Annotated in this window: 19 protein-coding genes and 1 riboswitch; of the genes, 2 read left to right on the forward strand and 17 right to left on the reverse strand. The window is 45.9% G+C overall.

The features are described from left to right. Positions 1-68: 68 nt before the first annotated feature. From tnpA to ACESON_RS13025, 13 genes are all read right to left on the reverse strand, one after another. The gene (gene tnpA, locus ACESON_RS12965; RefSeq protein WP_373110325.1) at positions 69-305 is read right to left on the reverse strand and encodes an IS200/IS605 family transposase; all 237 of its coding nucleotides are present in this window, start codon (positions 303-305) and stop codon (positions 69-71) included. 75 nt (positions 306-380) lie between these two features. Further along, positions 381-1853 (reverse strand): hypothetical protein, encoded by a 1473-nt coding sequence (locus ACESON_RS12970; RefSeq protein WP_373110327.1) that lies wholly within the window; start codon positions 1851-1853, stop codon positions 381-383. Next, positions 1843-4020, reverse strand: a complete 2178-nt coding sequence (locus ACESON_RS12975) for an EAL domain-containing protein (protein WP_177959568.1) — start codon at positions 4018-4020, stop codon at positions 1843-1845. The genes ACESON_RS12970 and ACESON_RS12975 overlap by 11 nt, the downstream gene beginning before the upstream one ends. A gap of 41 nt (positions 4021-4061) precedes the next feature. Beyond that, positions 4062-6155 carry an aminopeptidase gene (locus ACESON_RS12980; RefSeq protein ID WP_373110328.1) on the reverse strand — a complete coding sequence of 698 codons (2094 nt, stop codon included), beginning with the start codon at positions 6153-6155 and terminating at the stop codon, positions 4062-4064. A 99-nt stretch (positions 6156-6254) separates the two neighbouring features. Next, positions 6255-6578, reverse strand: coding sequence for a DUF6142 family protein (locus ACESON_RS12985; RefSeq protein WP_177959566.1), 324 nt, complete (start codon positions 6576-6578; stop codon positions 6255-6257). Then, entirely contained in the window at positions 6565-7035 is a 471-nt protein-coding gene (locus ACESON_RS12990; RefSeq protein WP_373110330.1) for a VanZ family protein, read from the reverse strand. The genes ACESON_RS12985 and ACESON_RS12990 overlap by 14 nt, the downstream gene beginning before the upstream one ends. A 127-nt stretch (positions 7036-7162) precedes the next feature. Then, positions 7163-7312: a hypothetical protein gene (locus tag ACESON_RS12995; protein WP_177959564.1), complete on the reverse strand. Its 150-nt coding sequence runs from the start codon at positions 7310-7312 to the stop codon at positions 7163-7165. A gap of 35 nt (positions 7313-7347) precedes the next feature. Continuing rightward, positions 7348-8025 carry an orotate phosphoribosyltransferase gene (gene pyrE / locus ACESON_RS13000; RefSeq protein ID WP_177959563.1) on the reverse strand — a complete coding sequence of 226 codons (678 nt, stop codon included), beginning with the start codon at positions 8023-8025 and terminating at the stop codon, positions 7348-7350. 65 nt (positions 8026-8090) lie between these two features. Next, a complete protein-coding gene (locus tag ACESON_RS13005; RefSeq protein WP_373110333.1) occupies positions 8091-8993 on the reverse strand; it encodes a dihydroorotate dehydrogenase in 903 nt (300 codons plus the stop codon). Beyond that, complete coding sequence (locus ACESON_RS13010) at positions 8993-9766, reverse strand: dihydroorotate dehydrogenase electron transfer subunit (RefSeq protein WP_373110335.1); 774 nt, start codon at positions 9764-9766, stop codon at positions 8993-8995. The genes ACESON_RS13005 and ACESON_RS13010 overlap by 1 nt, the downstream gene beginning before the upstream one ends. Before the next feature lie 17 nt (positions 9767-9783). After that, positions 9784-10701: an orotidine-5'-phosphate decarboxylase gene (pyrF, locus tag ACESON_RS13015; RefSeq protein ID WP_177959579.1), complete on the reverse strand. Its 918-nt coding sequence runs from the start codon at positions 10699-10701 to the stop codon at positions 9784-9786. Between the two features lie 256 nt (positions 10702-10957). After that, positions 10958-11647 (reverse strand): LrgB family protein, encoded by a 690-nt coding sequence (locus ACESON_RS13020; protein WP_177959560.1) that lies wholly within the window; start codon positions 11645-11647, stop codon positions 10958-10960. Further along, positions 11644-12021 carry a CidA/LrgA family protein gene (locus ACESON_RS13025; protein WP_373110337.1) on the reverse strand — a complete coding sequence of 126 codons (378 nt, stop codon included), beginning with the start codon at positions 12019-12021 and terminating at the stop codon, positions 11644-11646. Before ACESON_RS13025 ends, ACESON_RS13020 begins: the two co-directional genes overlap by 4 nt. A gap of 228 nt (positions 12022-12249) precedes the next feature. Here ACESON_RS13025 and ACESON_RS13030 point away from each other — a divergent pair, with 228 nt between their 5' ends. Further along, on the forward strand, positions 12250-13092 hold the full coding sequence (locus ACESON_RS13030; protein ID WP_373110339.1) for a GNAT family N-acetyltransferase: 843 nt from the start codon (positions 12250-12252) through the stop codon (positions 13090-13092). A 50-nt stretch (positions 13093-13142) separates the two neighbouring features. Here ACESON_RS13030 and ACESON_RS13035 read toward each other — a convergent pair whose 3' ends face one another. Next, the gene (locus tag ACESON_RS13035) at positions 13143-13979 is read right to left on the reverse strand and encodes a P-loop NTPase (RefSeq protein WP_177959557.1); all 837 of its coding nucleotides are present in this window, start codon (positions 13977-13979) and stop codon (positions 13143-13145) included. Positions 13980-14279: 300 nt separating this feature from the next. Here ACESON_RS13035 and ACESON_RS13040 point away from each other — a divergent pair, with 300 nt between their 5' ends. After that, positions 14280-15023 (forward strand): GTP pyrophosphokinase family protein, encoded by a 744-nt coding sequence (locus tag ACESON_RS13040; RefSeq protein WP_177959556.1) that lies wholly within the window; start codon positions 14280-14282, stop codon positions 15021-15023. 84 nt (positions 15024-15107) lie between these two features. On the opposite strand, the gene ACESON_RS13045 is transcribed toward ACESON_RS13040, so the two are convergent. From ACESON_RS13045 to ACESON_RS13055, 3 genes are all read right to left on the reverse strand, one after another. Next, on the reverse strand, positions 15108-15692 hold the full coding sequence (locus ACESON_RS13045; protein ID WP_177959555.1) for a folate family ECF transporter S component: 585 nt from the start codon (positions 15690-15692) through the stop codon (positions 15108-15110). 82 nt (positions 15693-15774) lie between these two features. Beyond that, positions 15775-15879, reverse strand: a riboswitch (THF riboswitch). A 65-nt stretch (positions 15880-15944) separates the two neighbouring features. After that, positions 15945-17303: an MATE family efflux transporter gene (locus ACESON_RS13050; RefSeq protein ID WP_373110341.1), complete on the reverse strand. Its 1359-nt coding sequence runs from the start codon at positions 17301-17303 to the stop codon at positions 15945-15947. 103 nt (positions 17304-17406) lie between these two features. Continuing rightward, entirely contained in the window at positions 17407-17949 is a 543-nt protein-coding gene (locus tag ACESON_RS13055) for a M48 family metallopeptidase (RefSeq protein ID WP_373110343.1), read from the reverse strand. Positions 17950-18098 lie beyond the last annotated feature (149 nt).

Genomic DNA, 18098 nt, shown 5'->3' on the forward strand with positions numbered 1-18098 from the left:
GAAATGCTTCCGCAAATAATTCGGATAGCGTTTCCATATATGGTAAGTCGTATAACTTTTCATTAGGTTTACAATTTACTCACCGACATTGTAGGTTCAGTTTCTATCATGTAGTGAATATGGTCTTTGTCAGTTTCCATGTATTTGATAATAACTTTGTGCTTTTGACATATCTCATATGAAAACTGCTTTATATCATCTAATACCTGTTGCGAAACCAGTAATTTCTTCCTATATTTGCAGACGAAAATAATGTGGTATTGTAATAAATATTTGTGTCTGTTTTTAGATTTCCATGTTCCCATATCATTAGCATACAATAATTCTCAGCTTTTGGCTACCTTAACCCACCGTCTAAAGCCAGTGGGATTGCGGTAGCCTTATTTCAAAAGACCAGTCAGGCTGTCTCTGACATTTTCCTCCTTCAGCTGGTTCATCTCCTTCCACCAGGCAGTCGCATCTGTCACGTAATACGTAACGCTTTGATCATCCTCTGTGATCTCCATGCGCAGATACATCGTTTCCCCGCTTCTGTCATACTGGAAAATAGCATTTTCAGCATCTGCCTCATGTCTGCTGATCTCCTTTAAAATACTTCTTATCCTGTCTTCCAGAGCCTTCTCCTGCCCCGTATCCTCGCTGGAAATCCCAAGAATTTCAATCAACCGCTCGCTGAAAAAAACTCTCTTATAAAAATAATTTTCCTCATAAATTCCAATGGGGAACCGCCCCTTATCAATCACGGTGGAAAATTTATCCCAGCTCAAACGTAAACTCTTCATCAGCTGATTGATCCGGGCAATCAACTCATCAAATTCCTGAATATCCGTCTGGATTGTCAGATTCTCCAGATTGCCCTCCTCAATCTTTTCCAGCTCCTGAACAACGCTGTCTATATTGTCTGACAGTCGTTTATTCACATACCAGATAATTGCTGCGATCATGGAACTTCCCACTGCAAGCACATAGATCAGCACCAACACAGAAGATACCACAAAGTTCTTCATCATATATCTGGAACGAAAGGTTCTTGCCAGAATATAATCCTCGTAGGCTCTTACATACACACAGTACTTTTTTCCGCCAAACCTGTAGTGATACACAGACAGATTTTTCCCTGATTTTATTTTATCCAAAGCCTCACTTACATCTCTTCCAATCAGCTCGTCTGCCGTAGCTGCCACAATCGTTTCACTCTGAGCGTCAATGATAAGAAAATCTCCATAATTAACAGAAGGCATATTGGCAATCATTCCGCTGAGACTCTTTTTTTCCATTTCCTCAAAAACCCGCCTTGGTTCCATTCCAATCTGGATAATACCGCTTCCGTCCGCCATCCAGACTGCCGCATACTGCATCTGCTTTCCCTCACCCGTATTTGGCGTAATGTCCTGACACAGCTTCAGTGAAGGATCCTGGAGCATTGGCAGGAAAAATGACATCTGCTCACCGGAATCAAAGGAAAGTCCGTAATATTCTGGATGGGTTCCGCCACAAATTTTCCCTTCTCTGGAAAAGTAATGAAGCTCGTCCACATCCAACTTTTTTGCCAGTTCTCTGGTCCGCTCCAGACTGTCCTTTACTTCAGGATTGTACTGCACAAAATAAGCTGCCATATCTGCTGCTCGGATACACCTCTCAGAAAAGTCATTCTTGACTTCCTCCATATCCTTTTCATTGGTCTCAATCAACAGACCTACCTGACGAAACATTTCATTGGCAGATGCCTTCTGATTCTCGTGATGGATATACATCTGAAATCCAATATTAGCAGGGAGAATCAGAAGAATCATGCATAGAATCATGTACTTTGCCAGTCTTGGCAATGCTTCTCTGATACTGTTATTTTTCATATTGCTCTCTCCATGCCTCAAATTCATCTGCTGATATCGGTCTGGAATATACATATCCCTGTATCAAGTCGCAGTCCATCTCTCTCAGTGCATGAACCTGCTCCATATTTTCAATCCCCTCTGCCACCACATTCATGTGAAGGCTGTGAGCCAGCTGGATCACATTGCAGACAATATTTCTGGAACGCTTGCTTTCATTCAGGAAGAAGGTTCTGTCCAGCTTCAGCGTATCCACCTCCAGGGCCTTTAACAGCGACAGGGACGAATAGGCAAATCCGAAATCATCCAGAGCCACAGCTATGCCTATCCTGCGGAATCCGTCCAGTACCTGCTTTACAAATTCAAACTGATGCGATTCCAACAGCGCTGTCTCTGTCAGTTCAATTTCCAGAACTCCATCGGGAATCTGATAGCGCTCTTTGATTTCCTGATACTGTTTCCAGACATCACTGCCTGCATTCCTGATATGGAACCGGGAAAGGTTCACCGAAATATGGGTAACGGTTTTTCCCTGGCTGATCCAGGACTGTATCAGCCTACAGATCTCTTCAAAAATATAAAGATCCAAACTGCAGATTTTTCCATTTCTCTCCAGAACGGGAATAAAATCAGAAGGATAAATCATGCCTTCCCTGGGATGAATCCACCGAACCAGCGCCTCTGCCTCACAGCATTTCTCCTTACCGGCAGATACCTTGGGCTGGAGATATGCATAGAAGTCATGATTTCTCAGAGATTCGTCAAACAGAGCGTTCAAATGGTTTTCTCTGCTGATCTGTTCCGCAATCGCTCCCTGATAAAAGCTGCAGATATGCTTTTCTTCCCCCAGTCTGCTGGCATGCATTGCCTTATTCATGGCCTGACTGATCTCGTTATCATCCTCCATCCTGTAGGCTCCTACAGAAAATTCCAGGCTGTATTTTCCAAAGCGGTTTCGTATTCTGTTATTGATGTCCGCTTCCACTCTGCGAATCCGCTCCTCAATTTCACAATCCGTCGCTTCATCCAGCAGCAAAAAGAAATGATCCATGCTGCTTCGCGCTGCCAGTTCCTGAGGCTTCACCATTTTCTGGAGTTCCTTATAAATAAAAATCAACGTTTTATTTCCGTCCTCCTCGCCCCAGCTTTCGTTAATATACCGGAAATTCTTCACATTCAGATAAACCACAGAATAAGCGCTCTCTTTTTCCTTTTCCAGAAGCTCCCCTGCTGCTCTTAAAAAGCCTTCCCGGTTAAAACCGTCTGTCAGAGAATCCGTATGCAGCATCCGCTCGCTGATTCTGTTGGCCCGGATCTGGCTGTAAATAACAATTCCAAATACCACTGACAGAATCAATGCAAACAGAAAATATAATTTCACCTCTGTCTGCACCTGATTCATCAGAAAATCCGACGGAATCATGGCAACCTGTGTCCATCCTGATTCCCCCAGACGGCATACAGCTACATGAATGCGACTTCCCGAAGGCAGCTTCTCTTCATAAACCGTCTGACTGCATGTCCCCCTGTTTTTCAGCTGTTCCAGCACATAGGAGATTTCCTCGTCTTTAGAAGAAACACCGGAGCCTGCATTAAGGGTAATGACCTCCTGATTTTTTTCATTCATCAGGATGCTGACTGCATACTCCTGATAATCTGCCAGATTAGAAAGTGTCTTCAGCTCCTCATAGTACTGGCTCCCCACAACAACACGCCTGCTCCCTGACTCTCCCGGAATTGGCGCAGAAAACAAAATCCGATCATTTTTTATATAAGATATCTCAGGATTTTTCCAAATCTGCGGATTTTCCTCCATCCACTGTTCAAAAGCAGCCGTCTCTCCTGATTCCGGAAAGGTAGTTCCATCCTCATAAAGAATCACCACATCTGCCAGCTGAAAGGCATTCTGCTTTCTGTCCAGCAGCTCCTCTGTCAGCAAAAATTCCGGCATCCGGCTGAGAGCATCCGCAAATTCCGTTACGAACTCCCTTCCAAATCTCAGACGCTCCAGAATATGCGCGGACAACTGTTCATTGCTTTCCCTGATATATTCTTTTCCGATGCGGCTGACCTTTCTTTCAAACAACACGGTATTTCCTACAAATCCAAAAAGAAGCAGCACTGCACAAACCGCCATCCACAGAACAAATACAACCCTTATTTTTTTTTCCTTCTGTACTCTACTCATCATTTCCCCTGTTAAAAGCAGACTCAAACAGCTTCGGCCACTTACTCGCCTAATTCCTTATTTAATGCTTCCGTTCCCTCAACTGCAAATTTTCCATTCCGAATTACTGCCAGCGTCTTCCCATCTCTGCAGACAGCAGTGATATCTCCCAGCTCAGAATAGGGAATCGTAATATCCGTATGGCATCCATAATATGCCTTGGAGGGATCCTCTTTTCGCATCAGCGATACCTCATTATCCCGCGCAATGATTTCCTTTCCGTCTGGATTGTACACAGCCGAATCCTCGCTCCAGCTGTAACAGGTATCTCCCACTGCAAAGTGGGGGCCCATTTTCTCTGCAATCAGAATCGGAAGCTTTTCCACAATTCCGAACCGTCTGGCCATAGCATAAGCTGCCGTATTCGTTCCAATGGCAAATTCGCCCATTGCCAGCGTGTCATGATTCTTCATAATCTGCTGGCGAATCAGATCCTTTCCTTCCTGGGGATTTTCAAAATTGTCACAGGAATATTCGGTAATTTTTCCTTCTTCAAATCGCATTCTGAGATTCTTAAACTGGAATTCTCCAATATATACATTTTCCACATGAAGAAGTCCCTCTGTTCCTGCCAGAATCGGAGAAGTAAATACTTCCCCTACCGGAATATTCACATCAGCCACACAGTTTTCAAAATTCGTCTGTTTCTGAGGCTCCGTCAGAAGATGAAGAGAAATTTTCAGGTTTGTTTCATTTGCTCCCCTTCCGCTAACGGTCACATACTCCGCCTGATCCAAAACATCGATCAGCTTCTGCTGTACATCCTTATACCATTCATAATCCAGAGTATTGATTCGGATCGTTTCAGAAAAGATCTCCTGGAAATCCTCTCCAATCGCCGGAACAGGAAAGGCAATAATCGTAAAGCTGGTCTCATCTCCGGGAATATACTGATTTACAATGGGCATGGACTCATTGGAATAGGCAATGGTCAGCTCCTGCTGCTTTTCACTTAAAACATAGGCAGCCTCCTTATTCACCGGCTGAAAGCCCTCCTCTCCGAAGGTTTCCACCACAGCTGGGCCTGCATACCAGGATGCCTCTTTTTTATATGTCTCGTAGGCAGTCCTCAGCACAGCCAGCTTTCTCTCCTTAAATGCCTTATCAAAAAAGATAGCCTGATCATATCGGTGATCGTAATCAAACTGGCTGTTGGGAGAGGTACCGTGATAACCGATTCTCCGTCCCGGGGTCTTTGTCACCAGCCATACAGGCGCTCTGTAAATCACCGGCTTTAATCCCATAGCCTCAAACTGCAGGATCGCAGCCCGAATCATCCGTTCAAAGCCCAGCTCATAGCGAATTCCCACCGTCTTTTTGGAAGAAAGCTCCCTTCCGGTCACCTCAAAGCCCTTCCGGTATCCTTCTGTATAAGCATAAGCCATCTGATCAATAGTCTCCTGAGGAAGACTATTTAAAAATTCTGCTACCTGAAGCTCAGTTTCTGAAATGTATTCTCCAAAGCTGTACAGATACCGCAGATCCGACAGATCGCTGTCCATAATCCGATCCCTTGCAAAGGTCAGCTCCGGATCCAGCTGCTCTCTGATACGGTAGGTAAGGGTTACGTCTGTATAATCGCTGAAGAACCAGTACAGAACATCCTTCACATTCCGGATATCCGGAAGCCCTGAAGGATTATGCCCTGCTGCATCGGCAAATTCCCCGTAAAGCTCCAGCAGGGTTTCAAACAGAATGGTAATATCTGTCAGTCTGCACTCATAGGCAAACACAATCGCACCTCTAAACTGCGCATAAAATGCAGACAAAAGAGGCCCCCAGTCTTCTCCCAGCTTTTCTGCCGCATACTCCGGATTGCCGTAGCTTTCCCCGTAATGCTCCGGAAGAATATCCCGGTACAGACTGTCGTTCAACTCCTTTAATTCCTCCAGAGACAGACTCTCCAGCTCATCCCTCAGCTGTCTTCTTGCCAGTTCCTCAATCTGCCCTGCAAAACGGCTCATCTCTGTAAAATAACTGCGAAACGGCTCCGGAATTCTGTTTTCTCCGGGAATCTCCTGAATCCGGTCAGATGCCAAATCATACCGCTCCGTAATCTGCGTATTTTCCTCATTCCATAATTCCTGATAATTCATTCTGTCTTCCTTTCCTGGGAGCACCAGGGCTCCTCATCCCTGCATTCCCATTTCTTTCTGCCTGTCAAAGCTTTTTAACGCTCTATGATTCTTCTGTCATCAGCCTGCAATTCCTGCAATCACCAGCACAATCCAGACAATCAGCAAAACTCCGCTGACTCCCAGACCAATTTTAGCAAAAAGATAATTTTTTTCTCTCTCCATAAAGGAGATCAGCCCATAAAAGCCTCCTATAAAGGAAAAAATCAAACTGCTCAGTCCCCAGGCCGCCACATTTAATCCACCATTTCCCTGGTGAGACACGCTGAGTCCCAGGCTGAAGCCGCAGCAGATAAGAGCTGCCGCAGCAAAGCCCACACTAATAAAGCTTTTTCTGGAAAAGGGCTTTTTTATATAGGAAATCTTTTTCTTAACCTTTGGCAACTTTTTTCCTCCTTATGCGCACCTTCTGAATCATGCGGTTTACAAGATATCCCAGACCGCCTCCCAGAGTGTTCAGCAGCAGATCATCTACATCAAAGCTGCCCACTCTCAGAACCAGCTGAAGGGTTTCCACACTAAGACTCAGAAGAAAGCCTAACAGCACGGTATTATACCATTTGCGGGATCTCCGGCTGACAATCGGAAGAAAAAAACCGCAGGGCATAAATGCAATCACATTTCCAAACACATTCAGCAGAAAGGCCTCCATTCCCAACTGCTTTCTGTAAACGTAAAATCTTCGAATCTCTTTAAACAGCTCCAGATTATAGGCATAATCCCTCTGAGAGGCATCACGGCCCAAAGACTCTGAAAATATTAAAAAGTAAACCAGAAGCGCCAGATAGGCAATAAACAGCACCCATCCCAGCTTCTGATTCCTGGTTGTATTCCTTATCATAAAAATCCTCAGCAATCTATCTCTACCCGCCTGAGCGGAATTATTTTCTCATTCAAATTTCTATCATTTATTCCCTTTTTGGAAAAACAGCAGTTTCTGTCCTTTGCAAAACAGAAACTGCTTTTTCTTAAAACGTAATATCGCCTTTGCGTTTCAGTAAAAGTCCGCCGCAGATAATCGAACCGATTCCTACTGTCAGACCGGTAATCAGCACCACGATTCCAATAACAATGCTGAATGCGCCTGTGCGCTGCATGGTTTTATAAACCTTTTCCATCCTGATTCTCCTCACTTAGCCTGCCAAAAAGCGATTTAATTCTCAGCGCCATACTGCTCGTAGTAAGCGTCGATTGCCTCCTTCAGCTTATCATCAATAATAACTCTTCCCTTATAAGGACGGTTATAGAGATGCTCTACCACCTCACCCATGGTTACAATGGCAGTTGTCTTAAATCCGTATTTTTCTTCGATTTCCTTTAATGCAGATTTGGTTCCCTTGCCCCGCTCCATACGATCAACAGAAACAACCAGTCCCATTACGTCAACATCGCCCTGGGCTTTGATAATCGGCAGAGTCTCCTCAATGGAGGTTCCTGCTGTAGTTACATCCTCAATAATTACGACTTTATCTTTATCCTGAATGGGGCTGCCCAGAAGGATTCCCTTATCGCCGTGATCCTTTACCTCTTTCCGGTTGGAGCAGTACTTAATATCAGCATCGTAAAATTCACTGATTGCCATAGTGGTTGCTACTGTCAGGGGAATTCCCTTGTAGGCCGGTCCAAACAGAACGTCAAAATCCATACCGAAGGTATTCTGGATAGCCTTTGCGTAATATTCGCCAAGACGGCGCAGCTGGGTTCCTGTGCGGTAAAATCCGGTATTTACGAAAAACGGTGTCTTTCTTCCGCTTTTGGTTACAAAATCACCAAATTTCAGAACCTCACAGTCAATCATAAATTCAATAAATTCTTTCTTATATGCTTCCATAATCTTCTCCTTTTATTTTAGTAACAGTTCAGCCATGCGAAGCTTCAAACAGAAAACACTGTTACTTATTTTACGCAGCCAATCAGCTGATTCACATCATCGATCTGATATTTCTTCATGTAATTTTCAATGCCCTCTGCAATCTCTACTGTCGCATAGGGATTGTAGAAATTGGCAGTTCCCACAGAAACAGCCGTAGCGCCTGCCATAAGAAATTCCAGAGCGTCTTCTGCTGTCGCGATTCCTCCCATTCCGATAATCGGAAGCTTCACTGCATTGGCTACCTGGTATACCATACGCACTGCCACCGGCTTCACGGCAGGACCGGACATACCTCCGGTCTTATTGGCTATAGCAAAGGTTCTCCGGTTAATATCAATCTTCATGCCTGTCAGAGTATTGATCAGAGAGAGCACATCTGCGCCGCCGGCCTCAGCCGCCTTTGCCATCACCGTAATATCTGTCACATTGGGACTCAGCTTCATAATCACCGGCTGCTTTGCGTGACGCTTTACCTCTCTGGTAATGGCCTCTACAGCCTTCGGATCCTGACCAAAGGCAATGCCGCCCTCTTTTACATTGGGACAGGAGATATTGATTTCCAGCATATCCACTGGCTCATCTCCCAAGCTCTCCACAACCTCAATATAGTCCTCTGTGGTTTTTCCGCAGACATTGACAATGATCTTGGTATCATACTGCTTCAAAAAAGGAATATCCCGTTTTACAAATACATCAATTCCCGGATTCTGAAGCCCGATAGCATTCAGCATTCCGCCATGTACCTCTGCAATTCTGGGTGTTGGATTCCCCGGCCAGGGCACATTGGCTACCCCCTTGGTTACCACTGCGCCAAGGCGGTTTAAATCTACAAACTCGCTGTACTCTGCGCCGCTTCCAAAGGTTCCGGAAGCTGTCATAACCGGATTTTTCAGTTCCACACCGGCAAGAGTTACCTTTGTGTTCATTACAGTTCCACCTCCTGTGCCAGGAATACGGGACCATCCTTACAGATCCGTTTGTTGTGTACATGGGAATGTTCATCTACCTCTTTGGACTGACATACACAGGCCAGACATGCGCCGATTCCGCAGGCCATCTTCTCTTCCAGAGAAAGCCAGCATTCAATCTCATGCTCTTCTGCATAAGCCTTCAGTGCACGCAGCATGGGGGTTGGTCCGCAGGCAAAGATCACATCTGCCTTCAGGCCATTTTCCCGAATGGCATCCAGCACATTTCCCTTTGTTCCGGCGCTGCCGTCCTCTGTTGCCACATAGACATCGCTGAATTTTTCAAATTCGTCATTTAAAAACAGAACATCGCGATAGCCTAAAACTGCCTGCTTCTCGCAGTCCAGCTGCCTTGCCAGCTCCAGCATGGGAGGAATTCCGATACCTCCGCCAATGAGAAATACTTTCTTGCCGGCAGCCCGCTCCAGCGGGAAGCCATTGCCCAGAGGGCCCATAATTTCAATATCATCCCCAGCCTGATATCCGGAAAACTGGCTGGTTCCTGCACCAACTACCCGGTATACGATCCGGAGCTGGCCCTTTTCTTTATCAACCTGACAAAGGCTGATAGGACGGGGAAGCAGCTTTCCCGTATCCTTTGTATAGACAGAAATAAACTGTCCCGGAACAGCTGCTCCGGCAATCTCATCTGCCTGAATCCACATACTGAAGATATCGTCTGTCAGAGCCTGCTGACTGACTACCTTCGCTGTCATTTTTACTTTTCCCATGAATCTGCCTCTCTCCCTTACAGAACGCTGTTAATATCTGCAACCATATCCAGCACAGCCTGTCTGGAAGCCTCTGCAAAGTGCTCAGCTCCAAAGCGGGCGTACTTCTCCTGCTTGTATGCTGCAATAATGCCGCGGGAAGAGTTTACAATTGCACCCAGTCCATCCTCATTGAAGCAGGGCTTCAGATCCTTTGCAGTACCGCCCTGAGCGCCGTATCCCGGAACCAGGAAATAGGTATTCGGCATCAGCTTTCTTAAAATAGCGCTCATCTCCGGATAAGTTGCTCCCACTACAGCGCCTACATTGCTGTATGCACCATCCATGCAGTCAGCTCCCCACTCTACCACCTTATCAGCTACCAGCTCATAAACCGGGCGGCCGTCAACCAGCTTATCCTGGAACTCTCCGCTGGAAGGATTGGAAGTCTTTACCAGTACAAACAGACCCTTATCCTCTGCCTTGCACACATCCACAAAGGGCTTTACGCCATCGGTTCCCAGATAGGGATTTACCGTCAGGAATTCTGTATTAAAGGCCGTGCACACGCTGTTTCCAACCTTTACCTTGCCCAGGTGAGCTGTTGCATAGGCTGCAGAGGTAGAACCGATATCGCCTCTCTTTGCATCACCGATAACAAGAAGTCCCTTATCCTGGCAATAGCGAACGGTTTTCTCATATACCTTCAATCCTTCAATACCGAACTGCTCATACATGGCAATCTGCGGCTTTACAGAAGGAATCAGATCAAAAGTGTGATCCACAATCTCCTTATTGAAATTCCAGATCGCATCTGCCGCTCCCTCCAGAGTCTCACCGAAGTCTCCGAAAGACTTTTTCAGAATATGCTCCGGAATATAATTTAACATCGGATCCAGTCCTACGCAAATCGGTGCCTTGGTTTTCTGAATTTTCTCAATCAACTGCTGAATCATCATATCCTCCTCATGTGTTCACATATATTCGCTTACTGCGCCCTGTCCCTGAATTATATATTGTAAGAAACCCTCCAAGGGGCAATTCTGACACTGCCGCCAAAGCAGACACTGCAGAGCCTTTCTTCAGACCGCAGATATGCATCTTACCTGTCATTTTATCATATCCGCGAACGGCTTTCAAGCTGTTCACACCGGAATTTCAAAGGCTTCGTCAAATCAGGTTCCTATTTACTTACAAGCCAGTAAACAGGAACTAAATCAGCCCCACTGCCAGAGGAACAGCAATCACTGTCAAAATTCCAGCTACTGCGATGGAAAGGCTACTCATGGCGCCTTCCACTTCTCCCAGCTCCAGCGCCTTTGCTGTTCCAATGGCATGGGCTGAGGTTCCCAGGGCCAGTCCCTTTGCCATAGGATCCTGAATGCCCAAAATACGAAAAACCGTTTCTCCGATAATATTTCCAAAAATTCCGGTAGCAATAATACACACAACGGTAACCGTTACCATTCCTCCTACTTCCTCACTGATTCCCATTCCGATTGCCGTAGTAATCGATTTTGGAAGCAGACTTGCATAGGTTCCATGATCCAGACGAAATACAAGACTCATCGCAAAAATACTGGCTGCACTGGTAAATACACCAGAAATAATTGCTGTCAGAATTGCCGCAAAATGCTTTTTCAGAAGCTCCAGCTGCTTATACAGAGGAATTGCCAGACAGACCGTGGCCGGAGTCAGGAGATAGCTGATGACACTGGCGCTGCTGTTGTAGGTTTTATAATCAATTCCAAAAACGGTCAGAAATCCAATCACAAGGACCACAGAAACAAGAAGCGGATTTAAAATTGCCCACCCCAGCTTTTTCTTCAGCCACACGCCGCAGAGATAAGCCAGTATGCTGATTACGAATCCAAGATATAAAGACTGCTGCAAAAATGTCATTTCTTTTCTCCTCCTTTTTCTTCCTCCGTTTTTTTGCCTGACAGAATCCGCTCTGCCACCATTCCGGTCACTGCCATAACGATCACCGTAGATGCCAGACTGATTACAAACAGAGGAATCAGATTTTCCTTCATATCTGCATAGCTTTCCATCAGTCCCACACAGGCGGGAATAAACATAATTGGCATGGTATCCAGAAGAAAATTTCCCGTAGCCTCCACATCCTCCAGCTTCAAAATACCTCTGCAGAGCAGAAACAGAAGCAGAAAAAGACCGTACACGCCTGCCGGAACAGGAAGCGGCAAAATACCATTCAGCACTTCTCCCGCCAGAGTTATTCCAAAAATAATCAGGCATTCTTTTACGTATTTCATTGACGTTGCTCCTCCTTATTCAGAACTCTTCTTTTGTATAACGTAACTATTCAGAACCGCTTTGCCGGACAAGAAGATGCCCCGTCCTGAATAAGTTCCTGTATAACAAAGATACAGTCACGTATTTTAGCACTGCAATGTGAAAATAACAATCCTATTTCTTGTATTCTTTGTGTTTTTTCTGTATACTGGAATCACTTTGACTGACCAGAAAGGAGCCATTTCCCTATGACATATGTTTCCCGATTTTCCCCTGATTTTTCCACTTTGCAAAAAAAGCTTCCGCTTACAGACATCCAGACAAAAGAAACAAAAAATCTGGTCCTGAACTGCTGCCTCCATGACTCTATCCGCCTTTCCTATCCGGCAGAGCCTCAGGAAAATGCCTGCCACTACCTTCTGTATTCCAGCGAAGGCACCCTCTGCGCAGCTCTGGCTATGGTCCCCTGCGGTGAGACAGTTGTGGAATGCACAGCCTTTACCCTGCCCGCCTTTCGCCGGAAAGGATGCTTTGATGCTTTGCTCAGCCGCGCTCTTGAGGATTTTGAGGAGTATGATATTCTCTTTCCCGTATCCGGAGCCTGTCCGGATACCCTGAATACACTGGAGGCTCTGGGCGCTCAGCTGGATACCACAGAATACCAGATGGAATGGACTCCTCAGACAACAGACAGCACGCAAAATCAGATGCAGCTTCCGTATTCTCAGGAAAAAGCCAACCAGTCAGATACCTTTCTTAACAGTTCGCCCTCCCCTGATGACAGCGAAACCTTATGCTGGAGTTTTCATACCGGTATTTCTGAAAGCCCTTCCTCTGACTGTCCTGTGGGAACCTTTCTTACTACCTGGACCGGGAACGACTGCGTCTGTCTTCACCAGGTAGAGATACTTCCGGCCTTTCGCGGCCAGGGCCTGGGCACTGCCATGATCCGGCTTTTCCTGGATATGGCTGCACAAAAAAATATTTCCCGGGTAATCCTTCAGGTTTCCGCTGACAACCATGCCGCCCTGGCCCTATACAAAAAAACAGGGTTCCGCATTACGGAAGCCCTGTCCTTTTACTTTTACTGATTTATGCAGTTTTGCACCTTCCATGGGAAGCCTATGGTTCCTGAGTGGACTTACAGCTCCAGAACCTTCTTTGCTGCCTCGTCCATCCAGCTTTCCTCCAGGTACTCTACCAGACCCTCGTCCACATGCTTTGCAATCACAGGGTCAATGGGAAGCTTGGCCAGAACCGGAAGCTCATGCTCCTTCGCAATCTCATCAATATGGCTCTCTCCGAATACAGAAATCTTCTTTCCGCAGTCCGGGCACTCCAGATAGCTCATATTTTCTACCAGTCCCAGAATCGGAATGTTCATTTTCTTTGCCATGTTCACAGCCTTTGCAACGATCATGGAAACCAGCTCCTGCGGAGAGGTTACAATCAGAATGCCGTCAACCGGAAGAGACTGGAATACCGTTAAGGGAACGTCACCGGTTCCCGGCGGCATATCTACAAACATATAATCCACATTCTCCCAGAGTGCCTCCTGCCAGAACTGCTTTACTGCGCCTGCAATAACCGGACCTCTCCAGATAACCGGATCTGTATCGTGATCCAGAAGCAGGTTGGCTGACATAATCTCAATGCCTGTCGCTGTGGTTGCCGGAACCATCAGACCATCCGGATTTACGGAAACTCCGTCAACCCCCAGGCCAAACGCCTTCGGAATAGACGGTCCTGTAATATCAGCATCCAGAATCGCTGTATGCTTTCCCATGCTGTTCATTTTTACTGCCATCAGCGCAGTTACCAGAGATTTTCCTACTCCGCCTTTTCCGCTGACAACTCCAATTACTTTTTTGACACTGCTGGCCGGATTTAACGGCTCTAAAAAGCTGGTCTGCTCTGCAGTGCGGCTGCTGCAGTTCTCCCCGCAGGAGCTGCAGTTATGGGTACAATTTTCGCTCATGTAAATACCTCCTAGGTTCTGCCGTCCGCAGTTTGCCCCGGACAGCCCTAAAGGATAGAATACCACAGATTCACAAAAAGGGAAAGCCTAAAACTGCCCTGCCCGCTCAGATTTCCCGTTTTACGGGAAAACCAGAAAAATCCACAGCAAATCTGCTCTTTTCATGTAGCGTAAAAAGGCGTTAAAAATTCTCTAAAATTTAATGATTTGTTCCTTGTCTGAACACAGATATCTGCTATAATGAAGATAGAAAAGCCAAAGAATTTTATTTCTGTGCAAAAATTTTGTGAGGTATTACTGATGAATTTCAATATGAATCCCAACAGCGAGCTGGTTCAATCTGCTGTCAATGTCCCCAACCTTGTTCCTGTTCCCGACGCCCTGATCAGTCAGGCCAGAGAATTTCAAATGGCTATGATGATGTACACCTGCGCTATCCGGGAGGTAAAAACCAAGCTGGAGGTTCTCAACGACGAGCTTTCCGTCCGCAACCAGCGCAACCCCATTGAAGTAATCAAATCCAGGGTGAAAAAGCCTTTAAGTATTGTAGAAAAGCTTCAGCGCCGCAATCTCCCTGTGTCGCTGGAATCCATGATGCAGAATCTGGACGACATTGCGGGAATCCGCGTAGTCTGCTCCTTTGTTGATGATATTTATGCCGTTGCCAATATGCTGGTCAGTCAGGATGACATTACGGTTATTACCATCAAGGATTACATCAAGCATCCCAAGCCCAATGGCTATCGCAGCTATCACCTGATTATTGAGATTCCTGTTTTCTTTTCAGAAGAAAAAAAGAATCTGCGGGTGGAGGTTCAGATCCGCACCATTGCCATGGATTTCTGGGCCAGCCTGGATCACCAGCTGAAGTACAAAAAAGATATTGGTGATGTGTCCGATCAGATCAGTGAGGAGCTTCGCCAGTGTGCGGAAACCATCGCCGCCACAGATCAGCGGATGTTAAACATTCGCCGCAGCATTGAATCCCAGGGCGCATTCTCTGACAAGTACGGAAAAGCCCTGTCCCCCATCCTGGAGACTTGACGCATCTTCACAGACTCTGACAGGAACGCCTCGAATAAAACTCTATAATATGAAAAATTATGAAAAATCAGGAGGGAGACTCTTTTAAGGAGTCCCTCTCCTGATTTTTCTTCCTCCGGACATTTTCAGAGTCCGGAATACGCCGGCCGCCTCCAGCGTTTTTCCGATGGTGTAAAACAGCATGGAATTCACCGGCCACATGACCAAGTTTTTAAATATCCGCATTGGCAAAAGTGCCAGAAATCCTTTTCCGTAAAGCATACTGAGCCACAGGGTTCCCAAAAGAACATTGCACACCAGGCTTACTGTAAATTCTGCTGCCAGAACTCTGGGCAGAGCTATGGGCTTTTTATAAAAAAAGCAGCCATAAAGTACACCGCCAATCATAGCTCCAATGGTAAATCCCGGAAAAAATGCTCCTGTCGGCTTAATTAAAAACTTCAGCACATCCAATGCCCCGCCAAAAAATCCTCCGACAACGGGTCCAAACAGGTAATACACAAACTGATTGCATATGGTGGAAAACCCGATTTTAATGTAGTCCCCGATTGCAATGGTAAAATACCCCAGTACCACAGAAATCGCCCCGAACATGGCTGCGGTGGTGATGGTTCTGACCTGGTGAAATTCATTCCAGGAATCGGTGAACAAAGTTGCTAATTTCTTCATAAAAATTACCTCCTTTGCAGACCTCTCAAACTACAAAGGAGACATATGAGAAGCTTTTTTCTGCACGCTTCTCCGCCCTCTTCGCAGCGGGATGCAGTTTGTGTACCGCAAGAAGAAACTTCTCCTTTTCGTCCTGCCGGCAACTCCCTGTCCGGCTGGCACTTAACGCACACAGACCTACTCTGCTTTTCTTATTATATTTTTGCTGCATTTCCTGCAACGCCCTCATCATATACCGACAGACGCGCCTTGTCAAGTTTTTATTTTCTTCATCACATGAATGTAATAGGGCACCAGCGGAATCAGCGCTGCCATCCAGGCAGCCGGATCTGAGGCACAGGTAGCCATATAGCCCAGTTCCAGACGAACCGTTATCATAACTACCAAAGCTCTGGCCACCAGTTCAAATACCCCGCCCATCATAGGCACAAGGCCATATCCCAGTCCCTGCAGGGCATTCCGGTACAGGAAAATGCTTCCCAGGAAAGGATAACACCATGCCACAGCTGTGAAATAATCCTTTGCGGCCTGAACCACCTCAGTCTGAGCCGGATCCACAAAAATATGTATCATGGGTCCGCCTGCTATCTGAATAAAAGTAAACATGACCACGCTCCAGATCAGAATCATAATCTGGGTGCTGCGGACTCCCTGACGAATCCGCTCCATGTTTCCAGCTCCTCTATTCTGCCCCACATAGGTAGCAATGGTGGCCCCAAAGGATACAAACACAGAAGCAACCAGATTCTGAATTTTTCCGGCTGCAGAAAAGCCTGCGATGTACACAGCACCGAAAATATTGACAGCCCCCTGAACAATGATGGTTCCGATTGCCGTAATGGAAAACTGCAAGCCCATAGGAATTCCGATAGCCAGAAGTCTTCCCATAACCGGAAAATCCTTCCGAAAATCCTCTTTTGATAATTTTAAAAGCTCAAATCTCCGAATCATGTAAATCAGACAGAGAAGAGCAGAAATTCCCTGCGAAATCACGGTTGCCCATGCACAGCCGTCCACGCCCATGTGCAGGCGGACAATAAAGAAAATATCCAGCACCACATTAATGAATGCAGAAACAATCAGAAAATACAGAGGAGAACGGCTGTCACCCAACGCCCTCAGAACTGCAGCAAAAGCATTGTAAGCTCCTGTCACAAACAGACCTGCATAAATGATCCGCATATAAGCCGCCGTATCTCCAATAATATCTGCCGGTGTATTGATCAGTCTCAGAATGGGAACATTCAGCACCAGCAGTCCCCCTGTCATCACCACCACAAAGCCAAAGCACAGTAAAATAGACATGGCGATATAATGGCGCATCTTCCGGTAATCCTTTGCCCCAAAGCTCTGAGCCACCATAATAGCAAAGCCGCTGGTAATGCCGTTAAGCCAGCCGATGACCAGAAAAATCAGAGAGGCGGTGCTTCCAATAGCCGCCAGGGCATTGACGCCGATATAACGGCCAGCCACTATCGAATCAACCAGATTGTAAAACTGCTGAAAAATATTGCCCAGATAGGTAGGAATCATAAACGACAATATCAGCCGCACCGGACTTCCCTTTGTCATATCATTTGTCATAACAGTCTCTTTCCTCCATGAAATCATTTTCTTCCTTCTACTGCGAAGCATTTCTATAACGCGAAAAAAACTTCAAAAAGTTTATCACAGAAAAAAAGAGGAGGCAACTGTCATTTTTCCGGTTTTCTCCCTACATTTCCATTAGAAAACTGCCGTTTTTCTTAAGCCAGTCCCGATATTTTCTGTAATCCGGCATCTCCGCCTCCACAATTCTCCAGAATGCAGCAGAATGATTCATTTCTCTCCGGTGAGCCAGCTCGTGAATTACCACATAATCCAGAACCTCCCTGGGGGCCAGCACCAGCCTCCAGTTAAAATTAAGATTTCCTGCAGTGCTGCAGCTGCCCCACCTTGTTTTCTGATCACGTATGGTAATTCTTTTGTAGGAAACCTGCATCCGCTCTGCATACAGGGCTGTCCGTTCCCCTAACAAAATTCCGGCTTTCTGCCGAAGGCTTTCGCGCTCCTTCTCGGTCAGTTTTTTTTCAGAAAATTTTTTCCGATTAACAGCAATCTCTTCCTGCTTTGTCCGAATCCAGTGTTCTTTTTCTCGTACAAAGTTATCAATTTTTCTGAAACTGCATCGCTTTGGCGCCCGGACAGTCACAGTTCCATCTGTTTCCACCTGAATTACAACCGTTTTTCTTTCCGACCGCAGAATCTGATAGTCCATATTTACTCCTTTTTCTTCCTTTTTTTAATAGAATTCTTCTAAAATTTCTATATTTTTTTAATTTTCCTGTTTTTTAGTTTATTTAGTACAATTGTAGCATAAAACTCCAGTCTTTTTATTGCAAAATTTTTTTTAGTTTTTCTGAAAAT

This window comes from Lachnoclostridium sp. Marseille-P6806 (assembly GCF_964238185.1).
Taxonomy (GTDB): domain Bacteria; phylum Bacillota; class Clostridia; order Lachnospirales; family Lachnospiraceae; genus Brotaphodocola.

What these genes read in the sequence shown, in the direction of transcription:
- tnpA (WP_373110325.1), bottom strand. Translation starts at nt 305, where the DNA reads ATGGGAACATGGAAATCTAAAAACAGACACAAATATTTATTACAATAC.
- ACESON_RS12970 (WP_373110327.1), bottom strand. Translation starts at nt 1,853, where the DNA reads ATGAAAAATAACAGTATCAGAGAAGCATTGCCAAGACTGGCAAAGTAC.
- ACESON_RS12975 (WP_177959568.1), bottom strand. Translation starts at nt 4,020, where the DNA reads ATGAGTAGAGTACAGAAGGAAAAAAAAATAAGGGTTGTATTTGTTCTG.
- ACESON_RS12980 (WP_373110328.1), bottom strand. Translation starts at nt 6,155, where the DNA reads ATGAATTATCAGGAATTATGGAATGAGGAAAATACGCAGATTACGGAG.
- ACESON_RS12990 (WP_373110330.1), bottom strand. Translation starts at nt 7,035, where the DNA reads ATGATAAGGAATACAACCAGGAATCAGAAGCTGGGATGGGTGCTGTTT.
- ACESON_RS12995 (WP_177959564.1), bottom strand. Translation starts at nt 7,312, where the DNA reads ATGGAAAAGGTTTATAAAACCATGCAGCGCACAGGCGCATTCAGCATT.
- pyrE (WP_177959563.1), bottom strand. Translation starts at nt 8,025, where the DNA reads ATGGAAGCATATAAGAAAGAATTTATTGAATTTATGATTGACTGTGAG.
- ACESON_RS13005 (WP_373110333.1), bottom strand. Translation starts at nt 8,993, where the DNA reads ATGAACACAAAGGTAACTCTTGCCGGTGTGGAACTGAAAAATCCGGTT.
- ACESON_RS13010 (WP_373110335.1), bottom strand. Translation starts at nt 9,766, where the DNA reads ATGGGAAAAGTAAAAATGACAGCGAAGGTAGTCAGTCAGCAGGCTCTG.
- pyrF (WP_177959579.1), bottom strand. Translation starts at nt 10,701, where the DNA reads ATGATTCAGCAGTTGATTGAGAAAATTCAGAAAACCAAGGCACCGATT.
- ACESON_RS13020 (WP_177959560.1), bottom strand. Translation starts at nt 11,647, where the DNA reads ATGACATTTTTGCAGCAGTCTTTATATCTTGGATTCGTAATCAGCATA.
- ACESON_RS13025 (WP_373110337.1), bottom strand. Translation starts at nt 12,021, where the DNA reads ATGAAATACGTAAAAGAATGCCTGATTATTTTTGGAATAACTCTGGCG.
- ACESON_RS13030 (WP_373110339.1), top strand. Translation starts at nt 12,250, where the DNA reads ATGACATATGTTTCCCGATTTTCCCCTGATTTTTCCACTTTGCAAAAA.
- ACESON_RS13035 (WP_177959557.1), bottom strand. Translation starts at nt 13,979, where the DNA reads ATGAGCGAAAATTGTACCCATAACTGCAGCTCCTGCGGGGAGAACTGC.
- ACESON_RS13040 (WP_177959556.1), top strand. Translation starts at nt 14,280, where the DNA reads ATGAATTTCAATATGAATCCCAACAGCGAGCTGGTTCAATCTGCTGTC.
- ACESON_RS13045 (WP_177959555.1), bottom strand. Translation starts at nt 15,692, where the DNA reads ATGAAGAAATTAGCAACTTTGTTCACCGATTCCTGGAATGAATTTCAC.
- ACESON_RS13050 (WP_373110341.1), bottom strand. Translation starts at nt 17,303, where the DNA reads ATGATTTCATGGAGGAAAGAGACTGTTATGACAAATGATATGACAAAG.
- ACESON_RS13055 (WP_373110343.1), bottom strand. Translation starts at nt 17,949, where the DNA reads ATGGACTATCAGATTCTGCGGTCGGAAAGAAAAACGGTTGTAATTCAG.